Raw genomic sequence first — 13,775 nt, forward strand, 5'->3', positions numbered from 1 at the left:
TTATTAAACTGAATCTATACTTTTTCCCCATGGAAACTCAATCGATACTTTAGCCCCACATGTAATAGGTTGCTGATTGTCCTGTCTCCAGTAAGGACAATAATATCCATGAGATTTTCGTACGTATAACCGGACTCAAAAATTAGTTGATTGTTACTTTTATCATGCTGGAAATTGATGGCAGTGTGGTGAACCCATTTGGATTAGGCACTTCTATAACAGGTTTACGTTCTGTCGCAGGAGTGCCGCCTAATCCTGCTTGCTCATTGCCGGCTCCGGGAAACTGATTAATCGCTGTCCCATTGTCAAACAATCCGATTGAATAGGATACATCTCCTTTTACTGTTGCATCAATTCCATTATCTTTTGTGGCGAAGAACCAATCGTTGGAAAGCCCATACATGCTAGCAATGGCAATTCGGTCTCCACTTGCTACACTTAACTGCTGCGAAACGCTACTTCCCGCCTGCGCTCCGATTTTAGGAAGTAATACAGTTGAGCTAGCCGCCGGAAGGATATAAACAGCTTTTACACCTGCGAGTGTTTTAAGATAAGTCGCCAGGCCTGATGCATCACCTTTTTGCGCTAAATCTTTCAGTCCTTTTCCACGGTCATTTTCACCGGTTTTATATATCGGGTTTTCGATGCCTTTATACAACACTACCAAAACCGGAGATAATGGTGTAAAAATACCTGTTTGTGTATTGATATAATTTCCTAAAACGCTATTGTCTCCCATTTCCGCAATATTTGTCATGCCATTTGCACTTGGTTTTCCTGCCTCAAATAATGGATTAGAATTTATCAGCTTGCCTCCTGCGATATATGAAATCGCCCAAACTCCGGGACTGAAGGGAGTCGGATTGCTCGTATCGCCAGAGGTATTCGTGATTATAAGTGTAAAATTGGAATTCCCTTCATAATGAAGTGTTGCCTTCATTAAAGTAGAAGCTGCAGCATAAGTATTGCCCTGTGCATCGGTTCCATTTACTTCGCTAATAGCTTTTGGAGCAGTTTCTGTAGTTCCCGGGTGCATTACAGCTGCGCCTGGTTTCTGATTGATACGAGTACCATTATCCCATAATTTGATCTGTACCGAAACATCGCCCTCAACCGGAGTTCCATTGTCCTGATACAGCTTTATGCCAGGATTTTCTGGAGCAAAAAACAAATCATTCGACCAACCATACATCGTTGCAAAGCTAAGCGCTTGTCCCTCGGCTGCAGAAAACTTAATTGAAATTGCTTCACCAGGCATAATCACTGGCGAAGCACCATTGTTTTAAAACGACCAGACTCGACCAATGGTTTCGAATCCAATACATTTTCTATCGTGATGGTCGTCTCCGACATCGATGGCATAGCATCATTTCTTTTGCAAGCGGTAATTAGCGAGGGGAGTGCTGCTATAGCCCACAAAATTGAATGTTTATATTTCATAATGAATTCTTTTTAAATTACATTACAAATGTAAATTTCATCAGAGGAGCTGCAGGTATCTGGATTTCCCGCTGTGTTGCCGATATTTCCCGATGGAATAGTTTATAGGGAAGTAGGTGTTGGACTGTATTGATAGTACAAGAGGACTGATCCGCCAGAAAAAGGCTTTGTTTTTAATAATTTAAAAACTTTTCTATCGATTATATTTTCAAAAAGTGAAAGCCCCTGTCCTACAACAACAGGATAAATGCACAGTTGAAATTCGTCGATCAAATTGAGATTCAACAACTGTACAATTAAACTTCGACTCCCAACCAAAATATCCCTACCGGATTGCTGTTTCAATTTCAATAATTCATCTTTAAGTATACCATCGGCCAATTTTGCACTTGCCCAGTCTATATTTTTCAGGCTATTTGAAAAAACAACTTTTGGAATTTTATCGATAGCCAATGCAAAGTCATCCATTGATTTTTCACCTGAGGGACTTTTCACAAAAGGCCGCCAATATTCCATAAGCTGATAAGCAATCCTACCATACAAAATGACATCAGCGTTATTTAATAGATGCGTATAATGAAGATGTATTTCCTCATCGGGAATGCCTGCTGTATGATCACAAAACCCGTCAAGGGTCATATTGAATGCTGCAATTACTTTTCTCATATCCTTACGATAAGCTTCTTTTACACCATAAATCTAACATTTTATATATTGAAAAGACTTTGCATACGACAAGAAATAAAACTGATGTGCTATTTTACATTTTTCACCATCAAGATTATTATTTTAATTCTTATTTTCACAAGCGCAACAGGAAGCAAAATCCGTTACCCCTGCTGTAGGATCAATGCTTTTGCAGGTGCAGTGGCGTCTGTTAGTGAAGTAGTAAAGAAATATACTTAGCAATGCTCAGACAGTTTCTGGATCTGAGATACACGTTTAGAAAAGAATATATGAAAAAAATCGTGTTGTTAAATACCATGTTTATTCCATTAATCGGATGGGCTCAATTACAGCCAGTTTTTAAGCATAAAGTAGATTCTATTTATGATAAAAATAAAGATGCAATCGGGATTATTGTTCATGTAGAAGCGCCGAAATACAATATTTCCTGGAGTTATGCAAGAGGAGTAGCAGATACCAGCACGAACCAAGCGCTGGAAGACCAACAGCCTGTTTTGATTGCTAGCAACACAAAACCTTATGTTGCTGCAGCAATGCTAAGATTGGTAGAAAAAGGTGAATTTTCTATTGATCAACCGATTGCCAATTTATTATCAAAAAAAACACGTCACCTATTTGAAAGCGATGGCTATAATCTAGCGGGAATCACTATAAAGAACTTGCTGTCACATACTTCGGGAATTCAAGATTATGTAGATGAAGCTTATTTTGAATTCGTCAATCAGCATCCTAAATATAAATGGAAAAAAGACGAGCAGATCAGAAGATCCATCGATATCGGGAGCCCACAGCCTGTCGGGGAAAAGTTTAGTTACGCTGATATTAATTATTTGCTCCTCACCGAGATTATTGAGCAAAAAACGCATCTGCCATTTTATACAGCTATTCGAAATTTACTGAAATACAAAGAATTAAATCTTACAAAGACATGGTTTATAAACTTAGAGCATTATCCTGAAAGCACCTTGCCACTCGCCCATCAATACGCTAACAAATACAACTGGGACTCTTATGCTATTGATCCTTCCTGGGATCTGTACGGAGGCGGCGGAATCGCAGCAACAGCCAAAGAGACTTCCCTGTTTTTCCAATATCTATTTAACGGGAAAATCATTCAGGATAAAAAGCTTCTAGAAGCGATGCATACCTATGTTCTTTCGTCGGATAAATCTAAATATTGTTTGGGAATTTATCATTTTGACATGGGATTCAACGCCTACTATCATGGGGGTTGGTGGGGAACAGATGTGATCTATTCGCCGGAGTCTGATGCGACTATCACTGTCTTTACATTGCAAAAAGGATTTCAGCACGTCATCAATCCATTTATCGGAAAAGAATTTCAAAAGCTATTGATTGCAAAATCAGCAATAAAATAATAGTTGGTTTCGCTGCATTACTATGGAAAGCTTAAAATTCGATTGCCAACAGAATCATGCACTTTATTAGGCAAGGACTAGAAAGGCTGTCGCTTACGATATTGAATAAAGTACACAATTACATTTAGCAAAACAATAATGGCTGCCATTATAGCCGCTGCATATACAGTGCTATTAACTAATTTATTAGCAGCTGCAATGGCTATTAAAGCCCATACGGCGACAAGTCCAAATACCGGCAAATGACGTTGCCAGATCATCAATAAGTGAAGAATTAATGCAATTGAAAACATGATAATAGCCCACATGGTAGCTGATAATCCAAAACCTCCCCAGCCTATCTTCGTCAGATAGGCTGCAATATTGGCAATCAAAGCGACAGAAATCCACCCTGCATAAAGTTGAAAAGGGATCTTAAGAAATATACGCTTGCTGCGTGCAGCATGAAACGCAATAGTTTGTGTATAGTAAATTATCTTTAATAGCGACACAAAAAGTAAGACCATCAATAAAATAGTTAAAAAGGTATAGTCATACAACCAGGTAATGACCCATAAACTATTTGCTAGACAAGAAATCAAGAACCACCATCCGACTTTTAAAACTACTTTATCTTTTTCATTTGTCTGTCTGACAAAAGGACCAAAATAAATTACAAATCCAAACAACCCCAAATAAATGAGACCCCATATGGAAAAGGCATATCCCGCAGGTGTAAATAGATTTTGATATTTAGCAGAAATTGTTGCCATGGTCTCCCCATTAAAAATCCCCGTATTGGATAGGTAATTAATGATCACAGTGATGACCAAAGCAACTCCATTGCTTATTTGATAAAATTTCTTCATTGTAGACTACTTCTTTCTTTTCGGTCACGTGAACTGCAATAGATTCGTTACCACTAATTCTGAGTTTGATTAAATAATTTTTCTAAAACCTGATGACGGTAATCGAAGATTCGCTCCAACTTCCTTTTAACAAAAATTCCATGAGCAATTGTGCCTAGAATCCCCAAAGGCAATTCATAGTCAACCCTGTCTTTCATGAGTACCCCATTTTCGTTTGGAATAAATTCATGAAAATGATTCCAATAGGCATAAGGTCCCTTTAGTTGGAAATCAGTAAAACTTTTATTCTTTTCCACCTGCGTTATTTTGGTCTTCCACTTCAGCGGAAACCGAAGAATCGGAGATACCAAATAATCGATGATCATTCCTTCAAAAATTTCTTGTTGATCACAGTCTGAGGTGACTACAAAACCCATATCTTTTGGAGTAATTTCTGAAAGATTCATGGGTGACGAAAAAAATGCCCATGCGGTATCCATATCGCAGGTCAATTGCTGTTCTCTATATAATTTGTACCTCATCTGATTTGAGCTAACTTTATTGCTTGCCAATATAACAATATTAATGCAATTTAGTTTATTATTACACCATAAAACGCCTTTACGAGGTACTGAATCGGTGTTATAAAGAATATTTTTACACAAATACATTATTTAAATTGAAGCTAGCTTTTAAAGCATACTTTTTATCAATGGCTATTTAGCAGCAATATCCTTTTCCAATGCTTTTACGAGCGCCTTTGTATAACTTTTAGAAAAATCTGCTAAGCTGGAAGGGTTGATCGTTTCAGACTGTACACTCCAAAGCAGTTGTTCGGAGCTAACATCATATAGATTGCTTTCCAGATAGTACATTTTATCCGTCGTGTAATAACCAGGATCGTATGCAATTGGGTACCAATGGGAGTAATAGCTCCAAAAATTACCATACCAACCAAATCTCGGATAAGGCATATAAGGCCCATTTCCCGGTACATATCGGGTCTCGCTGGCTTTGTCGATCAGGGTAACAGTGAAAATGGCATCTGCATTCAAACTGTGTACTGCTTTCATCACTAAATCTTTGTTTTGACTTTCATCTTTGGTAAACGTCCGTTTAAAAACGTCGCTGCTTTTAATAGCCTTGTAGCCATGCATGGAAGCTGCTTCTGCCAAATTGGATTCAATGACCTCCTTTGCTTTAGCGTGGTTTGTCATTGCAATAATGAATATTGTTTGATATTGTTTGGGAGTAAGGTCTCTATTTTTATAGATATCTGTTATCCTTGTTGAAGTGCTACAAGCCAACAACAATAAGCTTGAGACAATTGCGATTAAAAATGACTTCGATTTCATATGTTTTAAAAATTAGTGTCGTTTAAATTGTTGAAGAGCGTCTTTTCCGAGGGATGGTAAAATTACACCAGTAAATAGAATTATAATGGACAGTTTAATAGCACATCCTATCTAACCTTTTGTTAAACAACACTTTTACAACAACATTTGTTTTCACAATTATTGATCGTAAATGAAATACTTTAATTTTTAATTGATATTATCAGAAAATCATCTTGACCATTTCAATCTGGTTGATTGTGTTGACCAGGCCTTGTCTTTTTAGAAATAGTTGCAAGTTTTTGGCTTTTTCATCAACGTTAGTAATTTGTACCTTTGCGCTGGACACAAACACTTTCAGCTCGGATAAAAGCTGTGTTGCAATACCTTTCCGCCTATGCTGCTGTGCTACCGCAATTTGGTAGATCCGTCTATTGGACGAATTGAACAAGATATATCCCACCAAATCGGAGCCAATAAATGCCCCCAACCCTTTAAGCTGAATTAATTCACTACGCTCACTTCTATTTTGCCAGCTGGGTTCAACATCCCAAAAAGACTGCAAAATATCCCAAGAAAAGTCATGGATAGACTGTATACGGATAGGCTGTGTTCTGCCAGATAAAGCACCCATCTTTACATGAAGTTCTCCTCCAAAGCACAGTAATCTACGGCCTTTAACAAAACCATTTTTTTCATATACCCGAATAGCACGTCGATTACTTTCTATCACTTCCAATAGTAATTTTTTCACGCGATACTCTCTGAAGGATGGCTGCATAAATCTGTACATTTCACCGACTAATCCGCTGTTCCGATAGGCGGGCAAAACACCTGTACCAGCATTGTAGATCACTTTACTACCCTCAATTTCTCGCATGCCATGCATAATAAAAGCTACCAGTTGTATTCCGTCAAAAACACCAACTGACAAGTCCATTAAAATATCCTCGCCTCTGATCTTCGACTCCAATTGCAATGCGTCTAACTGAAATGGTACAATATAGTCGGCAAAAGCTCCATTAATTGCCTTTAATAAGTCAGCACTATCTCCCGCTTTCAATTTCCGTATCTCCATCCCTTATTTTTTATGGACTATTAAATTTACTGATGCCTGAACAAAGAGCTCTCATGCTATCCTTTCCTAAATTTTTTCATTCGGACAAAATCTGATTTCTGTGATGCTTCAAATGCACCACATAGTCAAGCATTAAAAATTCGAGGCTATGGTCATTACAAGTCCTTTGAATCAATTTGTTCGCAATTACCTGCTTAAACAAAAACAACAATTGTTCGTTTACCGATCGCCATAGATTGCATAATTTCTCGGTCTCAGCATGTTGGTAACCTGCAGATGCACAATAGGCTACCTGATCATAGTATATTTTTGGATTTTCTTCAAATTGAGCTCTTATAAACCGTTGGTAATTAACAAAAGCGCTATCGACTAGATGACCCAGAATCTCTTTTTTGCTCCATTTATCTGGTTCTAATTTGCGATTAAAATCGTCATCATTTATTTCCAAAATTTGCGAAGAAAACTTCTGAATAATATGCTCAAATTCTTCCAATAATGTATTCATACCTAAATTTAGCTAGTATAACCTTAATTTCTTACCAATTTAATCCGATCCATCCACGCTGCTTTGTCCAAGGTTCTCATTGTAATACCATTCTATTGTTCCGCAACCTTTATTGTACCACTCCACAGCTTTTGCTTCATGCTCTTTCAAAAATTCATCTTTCGCATCATTATAATCGTTACCATCTTTCCATTGCTGCAGTACCAATTTTTCTTTGAGTGCCTGATAGCGATCTCTTACATTGTCGTGCGCACGCAGGTAATCGCGAAAGGCTATATGGCGCAACCAGTGTTTTGATTGCAAGGGTATGCTATGGATATGTGCTACTCGTAACGAATGGTCATGCAATCGTGCTGGAATTTCATCGCCAGGTGCGATTTGCTCTGGTAATCCTAATACTTCAGGACGATCAATCAGGGCGATAAAAAAACGTCTGTAAGGCATATCCTCATTGTATTTTTCATAATATACATAGCAATTGTCCCGCAACAGGAGCGGAATACGATCAAGATCGTTTTCTTCCTCTAAACCGATCAATATATCAATGATTGGTTTGGCAGACAATCCCTCAACGGCCGTACTGCCTATGTGATCAACCCTCGACCTTATTGGTTTCAACAACGTAAAAAGTTCATGTTGAATACTGTCAAAATTCGCTTTCCATATCGGATTATAAGGTTCAAACGGTAAAATCATACGCTGTTTTCTTTGCCAATACAAGATAAATACACATCATTCGATCAAATACGCCTCGAATGACACCCTAAAAGTTAAAGTTAATAAATTTATCGTTTTCCGAGAGAGCCTATAATCCAGTTCTCTTTTTTCTAATGCATTTATCGGGCAAATCTCTTCGTTCCAACGACACAAAGAATAACAGCAACTGTTACGGCCAGCATGCCAACACCGACTTGTTCATGAAGAAGCCCGGCGGCTAAAGCCAGACCGAAAAAAGGCTGGAGTAACTGTAATTGTCCGATGGTCGCCGTGCCACCTTGGGCGAGTCCTTTATACCAAAAAACAAAGCCAATAAACATACTGAACATCGACACATAGGCTAAACTGGCCCAGGCCCCGATAGGCACAGTGTCAAAAGACGATGGAAGGTAGACAAAGGTAAGTGGCAACATCAACGGCAGCGACAAAACCAAGGCCCAGGAAATGACCTGCCAGCCCCCTAGCGTCTTGGTCAATTTTGCACCTTCAGCATAGCCCAAACCACAGAGAATGACCGATAAAATCATTAAAACATCGCCTAAAGGTGAGGCTGTTAGTCCTTGTGCCAGCGCATAGCCGATCACCAGTAGACTCCCTAAAGCAGAGAACAGCCAAAAAATTGGCTTCGGACGCTCGCCACCGCGTATAATACCAAATACGGCTGTCGATACGGGCAAAATACCGATAAAAACGATGGAATGCGCGGACGTGATGTGCTGCAGAGCCAAAGCGCTCAGTAAGGGAAATCCAACGACACATCCTATTGCCACGATGCATAGCGACCCCAATTGCTTTCTTTCTGGACGTTTTTCCTTAAAAACCATCAATGTTATCAGTGCCAATATGCCTGCAATGGAAGCCCTTGCTAATGTAACAAATACAGGGTCAAAAGCTAAAACCGCCATGCGTGTTGCCGGCAACGAACCACTAAATAATACCACACCAATAAAACCATTTAACCAACCGCTCGTTGTATTTTCCTGTAATTTACTTATACTTAATTGCGCCATGTATCAATCTTTTACACAAAGTTCGTCCATTACAAGAATTAAGCACAGTCACAGTTTTTGATAATTCAATGGACACAGTTACCTTTAAAGACGAACACTAATCCTAATTTGATGAAAAAAGATTATTTGTATAATGAAATAGCAGACAATATTGCCAATAAGATTAAATCAGGCGTCTTAAAAGCTGGCGAAAAACTACCTTCGGTGAGGAACCTAAGCGCTGAACACGGTATCAGTATAAATACCGCAAAAAGGGCATTTCTAGCGTTGGAAGAACGTTCTCTTATACAGTCCAAGCCCCAATCCGGCTACTTCGTTAGTCCTCCAAACTATTTGCAACTTCCGTTGGCGGCAGCCAGTCAACCTATTCCAATCGCCAACAACAGAGAACCGGATCAATTGATGAATAAGGTGTATTCAACCATGGGACGTCGGGACTTAACCTTATTTTCAATCGGTGTTCCTTCCGGAAGTCTCCTACCTACCGCAAAATTAAAAAAAGAAATCGTCCTCGCTACACGGGAGCTCAGCGATGGTGGCACAGCATATGAACCCTTGCAAGGCAATATAAAATTACGTCGTATGGTGGCCGTACGTTCATTGGCCTGGGGTGGAAATCTAAATGAAGATGATGTCGTTACCACCAACGGCTGTATGAATGCTTTAGTTTTGTGTCTGATGGCCTTAACCAAACCTGGAGATACACTGGCTCTGGAAAGCCCCTGCTATCCGGGTATCCTCCAACTTGCCGTCAGTCTAGGGCTTAAGGTGCTGGAAATAGCTACGGACCCCATCATAGGAATAGACATTGAAGCCCTCAAAAATCTGTTGCCCCAAATTAAAGTCTGTTTACTGGTCCCCAATTTTAACACCCCTTTGGGTTATTGCATGCCTGATGAGCACAAGCGGGAAATTGTGGCATTGCTGTCAAAACACCAAATTCCGCTAATCGAAGATGACACCTACAGCGACCTCCATTTTGGCACCCAACGCCCCAAATGTTGCAAATCTTTTGACCGGGATGGCAATGTCCTCTGGTGTGGATCCGTTTCAAAGACGTTGGCTCCAGGCTTCCGTGTCGGATGGGTTGCTCCTGGAAAATACAAAGAACAGATTATCAAACTAAAACTGATCCATTCCCTGTCATCTACGGCGATCATCAATGAGGCGGTTGGAAATTTTCTATTAACCGGAAAGTATGAAAACCACCTGCGTAAACTTCGTAGATCATTAACGGAAAACTACCAGCGCTACGCTGCCATCATTTCGGACCATTTTCCGGAAGGCACTAAAATTAGCCGTCCACAGGGTGGACTTGCCCTATGGGTCGAGTTTCCAAAACACATCGATACAGGCAAGCTATATAACTATGCGCTTAAACTACAGATCAGCATTTCACCGGGGCGGATTTTCACCTTACAGGATCAATTTCACCATTGCATGCGTCTCTGTATTGGTTTACCCTGGAGCAATGAACTCGCTTTAAAATTAAAACAGCTCGGTAAACTTACAAAAGCACTCTAATACATAACATGATAAGAGCATAATACCAACGTTCGGGGCAATGAAACAACAGATCGGAGCCTATGATTACTTGAGTTCCAGCTCCAGCCTATGTTTACCAGCGTCCAATTGGACGACATCCCTACTGCTAATGCTAACATTATCCGGCGGATAAAATGTCGCCGTGGCATTTGCGGGTATTTGGATATCATAAACAATCTTTTTATCCTTTAACTTCCATTCGGAAACAATTTTACCGTAGGGTGAATCATAAGAAATAGAAGATTCTTTCAGTTCCTGGGGGAAGATGGGTTTTAAGAGCACATGTTTAAATCCAGGTTGTTTAGGATCTGGCAGAATCCCGCCGATAGATTTAAAAAACCAACCACCGATTTCGCCAAACATCATGTGGTTGTCTGAAATATCACGGGTTGCTTTTAAATCCCAGTTCTCCAACAATGTTGTTGCGCCATTTACAATCCACCATCCCCAAGACGGATAAGTATCTTGTACCGCAACCTTATAGGCTGTCGTTGCATAACCGTTATCTTTTAACGCATTCAATAATGCTTTTGCACCCAATACTCCTACATCTAAGTGAAAGTTGGTCTCTTCCACTTTCTTATTCAGGTTGGCTGCAACCCGGGCTTTCATTTCGTCAGGTACCACACCCCAATAGAGTGGAACACTCAGTTCAGTCTGTGTTCCATTGCTATAAATACCCTTGGAAGCATCTAAAAATTTAGCGTTGATGGCCGTCTTAATTTTTCTGCTCAGCAGTTCATATTTTTGTTGATCTGCTGTGTATCCAAACAATTTAGCCGTAGCAGCCAAGATGGTCGCATCCACATAAAAATAAACCGAGGAGGTCAACTCCAGATTCGACTGTGACTTCACTGGCACCCAGTCTCCACGCCCAAAAGTTGTCAACCCAGATGGGCTGATTCCGTCGACATAATCCACATAGCGTTTGATATTAAGATAGCATTCTTCTAATGCACGTGGGTCTCCATAAAACTGATAGATCTGCCAGGGAATGATGGCAATGGTACTTGTCCAATCCAAACCATTCGCTGTACCATAACCCCATCCCCCAGTTGGAATAATATCGGGTAAGACACCGTTCTCCTGTTGCTCATCACGATGATCCGCCATCCATTTTTCATAAACTGTTATCCCGTCAAAATTGTACAAAGCTGTTTCAATCGCAAGGTGCCCATCCCCTGTCCAACCGTTCTTTTCGCGCTGCGGACAGTCTGTCGGATAGCCCATCAAATTGGACAAGTAGGCATTGTTGGTCGCTTCCCATAGTTTGTTGACCAACGCTGATGACGTCTTGAGCTGTCCAATGGCGGGCACATCACTATGCATAAAATAAGCGGTCACAGCCGAACTATCCAATGCAATTGCCGCACTACTACTAATTTCGACGTAACGAAATCCTTTGTAACCGAACTTTGCCATAAACTCATCATTACGACCGCTTAAGGTAAGAATGTCCGTTTGAAAGGGCTCCTTTTCCTTATCGCCCCGATAATAAACATCAATATTGGACAGGTCAAGACGCCCATCTGCCGACAATCGTTCACCATGCTTGATACGTAGCATAGTCCCTGCAGCTCCGTTGACTTTAACTTTTGTAATCCCAGCCATATTTTGGCCTATATCGAAAACATAAGTACGTTGGTCTATCTTTGTCACTGATTTGGGCTTATAGGACTTCACGAGCCGAATCGGTACCATCTGTTGGGAAACGATATGTGCAGATGGCGCATTTCTATACTGAACAACCTGCCAAGTTGAATCATCATATTTAGGTTTGTCCCAGTTGGGTATTTCCAGTCTTGCATCATAATGCTCACCAGTGTAAATATTATTATAAGTAATTGGTCCCGAAGCTGTTTTCCACTGCTTATCTGAAACAATAGTTTCTACTGTACCATCTGTATAGACGATTTTCAGCTCTAAACAGAATGTTGGTCGGGCCCGCCACGGTGCTTTATCAAAGTTCCAAACCGCCAGTGGTTGGTGATTATACCAGCCATTCCCCAAAACAACGCCAATAGCGTTCTCTCCTTGTTGGAGCTGCTGGGTTACGTCCGTCACGACATATAATGTACGCCGGTCGAATCGAGTATACATTGGATCCAGGCGATGGTCTCCTACGCGTTGACCATTCATGGAAAGTTCATATAGCCCTGCTGTGGCAATATACGCGCGTGCAGACTTTATCGGCTTATTTATCTTAAATTCTGTTCTAAAATAAGGCGTTTCTCGCGCATGAATATCCTTATTGTCGCTAATCCATTTTCCCTTCCAAAGGTCCATTCCCATCATTCCAGTTTCGAACGATGCTATTTTAGAACTTGTTGATATACCATCCTTATCCCATACTTTAACCTTCCAGAAATACGTGGTCTTTGGCTTTAACTGTGCGCCGTTATAGGTCACTAACATGGACGAGCTGAGCTGTTTGCCACTATCCCAGCTATTTTTCGTCTCCTTCAGTAGTGCCAGCGAATCTTGCCCTAAAAGGATCTGATAAGCCTGTTGTACCGCACCACTACGTTGGTCCTCAAGTCGCCAGCTAAGTCTCGGCTGGGTTGCATCGATACCCAATGGATTGACCAGATGTTCGCATGTCAACTGTACCGCGATGCAGTTGCTTTTAGGTTGGGCATAAGTGCTGTTCGTTATACACAACAGTATTGTCAATAAAATCCTACGCATGAAAAGATACTATTCTTGGTGGTTGTTAAATTGTTTTAGCTGATTTAAAAATCTAATATATCAAATATTTTCCACATGGTGACCTGTACTTTCCTGCACGATATACCTCAGGCAGCAAAATAAATTCTTGCAACTTTCATAAAAATAACCTTATATTAGTCGCAACTTTAGGGGTGTCTGCTCATGCAGACTGAGATTTTACCCTTAGAACCTGATCCGGATCATACTGGCGTAGGGAAAAGTGAGCTGTCTACAAGGTGCATTGCTGCGCCTTTGTGTAGCCATTCCTAAAGTTTTACCAAAAAAAAATAAGGAATGGAACTTACAATAAACCATCAAATTCGATTTTTCGATCCCGCACTTACTTCACTAGAAGACTTGTTACTTTTGGAATTATCTGGCAAAACCCAGGGCGTGGCTGTAGCCATCAACAACCAAGTCATCCCCAAAAAGGACTGGGGTACGACAACACTTAAACCTTATGATCAGATTATCTTAATCACTGCATCTCAAGGCGGCTAGCCTTTCAAAAAAAATCAACCGAGTAATTCACCACAATACAGAA

General features: G+C 40.3%; 14 protein-coding genes and 1 riboswitch. Of the genes, 3 read left to right on the top strand and 11 right to left on the bottom strand.

Going from position 1 to position 13,775, the window contains the following annotated elements; all coding sequences use genetic code 11:
* Positions 1-142 precede the first annotated feature (142 nt).
* The 3 genes from BGP15_RS13900 to BGP15_RS13910 all read right to left on the bottom strand — a co-directional run bounded on the left by BGP15_RS13900 (position 143) and on the right by BGP15_RS13910 (position 2,106).
* A complete protein-coding gene (locus tag BGP15_RS13900; RefSeq protein WP_286769873.1) occupies positions 143-1,258 on the bottom strand; it encodes a spondin domain-containing protein in 1,116 nt (371 codons plus the stop codon).
* Positions 1,259-1,260: 2 nt separating this feature from the next.
* Positions 1,261-1,440: a hypothetical protein gene (locus BGP15_RS13905; protein ID WP_286769874.1), complete on the bottom strand. Its 180-nt coding sequence runs from the start codon at positions 1,438-1,440 to the stop codon at positions 1,261-1,263.
* A 102-nt stretch (positions 1,441-1,542) separates the two neighbouring features.
* Entirely contained in the window at positions 1,543-2,106 is a 564-nt protein-coding gene (locus BGP15_RS13910) for a dihydrofolate reductase family protein (RefSeq protein WP_070570559.1), read from the bottom strand.
* 290 nt (positions 2,107-2,396) lie between these two features.
* Between BGP15_RS13910 and BGP15_RS13915 the strand changes: the two genes are divergently transcribed.
* Positions 2,397-3,506, top strand: a complete 1,110-nt coding sequence (locus BGP15_RS13915) for a serine hydrolase domain-containing protein (protein WP_070570557.1) — start codon at positions 2,397-2,399, stop codon at positions 3,504-3,506.
* Positions 3,507-3,583: 77 nt separating this feature from the next.
* On the opposite strand, the gene BGP15_RS13920 is transcribed toward BGP15_RS13915, so the two are convergent.
* The 7 genes from BGP15_RS13920 to BGP15_RS13950 form a co-directional block, all read right to left on the bottom strand.
* Positions 3,584-4,354 carry a TspO-related membrane protein gene (locus BGP15_RS13920; RefSeq protein WP_112376248.1) on the bottom strand — a complete coding sequence of 257 codons (771 nt, stop codon included), beginning with the start codon at positions 4,352-4,354 and terminating at the stop codon, positions 3,584-3,586.
* Between the two features lie 53 nt (positions 4,355-4,407).
* Positions 4,408-4,875, bottom strand: a complete 468-nt coding sequence (locus tag BGP15_RS13925; protein WP_070570553.1) for an SRPBCC family protein — start codon at positions 4,873-4,875, stop codon at positions 4,408-4,410.
* A gap of 174 nt (positions 4,876-5,049) precedes the next feature.
* Entirely contained in the window at positions 5,050-5,688 is a 639-nt protein-coding gene (locus BGP15_RS13930) for a hypothetical protein (RefSeq protein WP_070570550.1), read from the bottom strand.
* A 202-nt stretch (positions 5,689-5,890) separates the two neighbouring features.
* Positions 5,891-6,745 (bottom strand): GNAT family N-acetyltransferase, encoded by an 855-nt coding sequence (locus BGP15_RS13935; protein WP_286769875.1) that lies wholly within the window; start codon positions 6,743-6,745, stop codon positions 5,891-5,893.
* Positions 6,746-6,821: 76 nt separating this feature from the next.
* Positions 6,822-7,250: a DinB family protein gene (locus tag BGP15_RS13940; RefSeq protein WP_046672965.1), complete on the bottom strand. Its 429-nt coding sequence runs from the start codon at positions 7,248-7,250 to the stop codon at positions 6,822-6,824.
* Positions 7,251-7,289: 39 nt separating this feature from the next.
* Positions 7,290-7,946 carry a GrpB family protein gene (locus BGP15_RS13945; RefSeq protein ID WP_159333034.1) on the bottom strand — a complete coding sequence of 219 codons (657 nt, stop codon included), beginning with the start codon at positions 7,944-7,946 and terminating at the stop codon, positions 7,290-7,292.
* 140 nt (positions 7,947-8,086) lie between these two features.
* On the bottom strand, positions 8,087-8,977 hold the full coding sequence (locus BGP15_RS13950; protein WP_286726792.1) for a DMT family transporter: 891 nt from the start codon (positions 8,975-8,977) through the stop codon (positions 8,087-8,089).
* Between the two features lie 111 nt (positions 8,978-9,088).
* Here BGP15_RS13950 and BGP15_RS13955 point away from each other — a divergent pair, with 111 nt between their 5' ends.
* Entirely contained in the window at positions 9,089-10,501 is a 1,413-nt protein-coding gene (locus tag BGP15_RS13955) for an aminotransferase-like domain-containing protein (RefSeq protein WP_286769876.1), read from the top strand.
* A 66-nt stretch (positions 10,502-10,567) separates the two neighbouring features.
* Here the strand turns inward: BGP15_RS13955 and BGP15_RS13960 are convergent, their stop codons facing one another.
* On the bottom strand, positions 10,568-13,210 hold the full coding sequence (locus BGP15_RS13960; protein WP_286769877.1) for an alpha-L-rhamnosidase: 2,643 nt from the start codon (positions 13,208-13,210) through the stop codon (positions 10,568-10,570).
* Between the two features lie 159 nt (positions 13,211-13,369).
* Positions 13,370-13,465, top strand: a riboswitch (TPP riboswitch).
* A gap of 60 nt (positions 13,466-13,525) precedes the next feature.
* Between BGP15_RS13960 and thiS the strand changes: the two genes are divergently transcribed.
* On the top strand, positions 13,526-13,732 hold the full coding sequence (thiS, locus tag BGP15_RS13965) for a sulfur carrier protein ThiS (RefSeq protein ID WP_286769878.1): 207 nt from the start codon (positions 13,526-13,528) through the stop codon (positions 13,730-13,732).
* The last annotated feature ends 43 nt before the right edge of the window (positions 13,733-13,775 follow it).

The organism is Sphingobacterium sp. 40-24 (assembly GCF_001899705.1).
Taxonomy (GTDB): domain Bacteria; phylum Bacteroidota; class Bacteroidia; order Sphingobacteriales; family Sphingobacteriaceae; genus Sphingobacterium; species Sphingobacterium multivorum.

What these genes read in the sequence shown, in the direction of transcription:
- BGP15_RS13925 (WP_070570553.1), bottom strand. Translation starts at nt 4,875, where the DNA reads ATGAGGTACAAATTATATAGAGAACAGCAATTGACCTGCGATATGGAT.
- BGP15_RS13950 (WP_286726792.1), bottom strand. Translation starts at nt 8,977, where the DNA reads ATGGCGCAATTAAGTATAAGTAAATTACAGGAAAATACAACGAGCGGT.
- BGP15_RS13930 (WP_070570550.1), bottom strand. Translation starts at nt 5,688, where the DNA reads ATGAAATCGAAGTCATTTTTAATCGCAATTGTCTCAAGCTTATTGTTG.
- BGP15_RS13945 (WP_159333034.1), bottom strand. Translation starts at nt 7,946, where the DNA reads ATGATTTTACCGTTTGAACCTTATAATCCGATATGGAAAGCGAATTTT.
- BGP15_RS13955 (WP_286769876.1), top strand. Translation starts at nt 9,089, where the DNA reads ATGAAAAAAGATTATTTGTATAATGAAATAGCAGACAATATTGCCAAT.
- thiS (WP_286769878.1), top strand. Translation starts at nt 13,526, where the DNA reads ATGGAACTTACAATAAACCATCAAATTCGATTTTTCGATCCCGCACTT.
- BGP15_RS13940 (WP_046672965.1), bottom strand. Translation starts at nt 7,250, where the DNA reads ATGAATACATTATTGGAAGAATTTGAGCATATTATTCAGAAGTTTTCT.
- BGP15_RS13960 (WP_286769877.1), bottom strand. Translation starts at nt 13,210, where the DNA reads ATGCGTAGGATTTTATTGACAATACTGTTGTGTATAACGAACAGCACT.
- BGP15_RS13915 (WP_070570557.1), top strand. Translation starts at nt 2,397, where the DNA reads ATGAAAAAAATCGTGTTGTTAAATACCATGTTTATTCCATTAATCGGA.
- BGP15_RS13910 (WP_070570559.1), bottom strand. Translation starts at nt 2,106, where the DNA reads ATGAGAAAAGTAATTGCAGCATTCAATATGACCCTTGACGGGTTTTGT.
- BGP15_RS13920 (WP_112376248.1), bottom strand. Translation starts at nt 4,354, where the DNA reads ATGAAGAAATTTTATCAAATAAGCAATGGAGTTGCTTTGGTCATCACT.
- BGP15_RS13900 (WP_286769873.1), bottom strand. Translation starts at nt 1,258, where the DNA reads ATGCCTGGTGAAGCAATTTCAATTAAGTTTTCTGCAGCCGAGGGACAA.
- BGP15_RS13935 (WP_286769875.1), bottom strand. Translation starts at nt 6,745, where the DNA reads ATGGAGATACGGAAATTGAAAGCGGGAGATAGTGCTGACTTATTAAAG.
- BGP15_RS13905 (WP_286769874.1), bottom strand. Translation starts at nt 1,440, where the DNA reads ATGAAATATAAACATTCAATTTTGTGGGCTATAGCAGCACTCCCCTCG.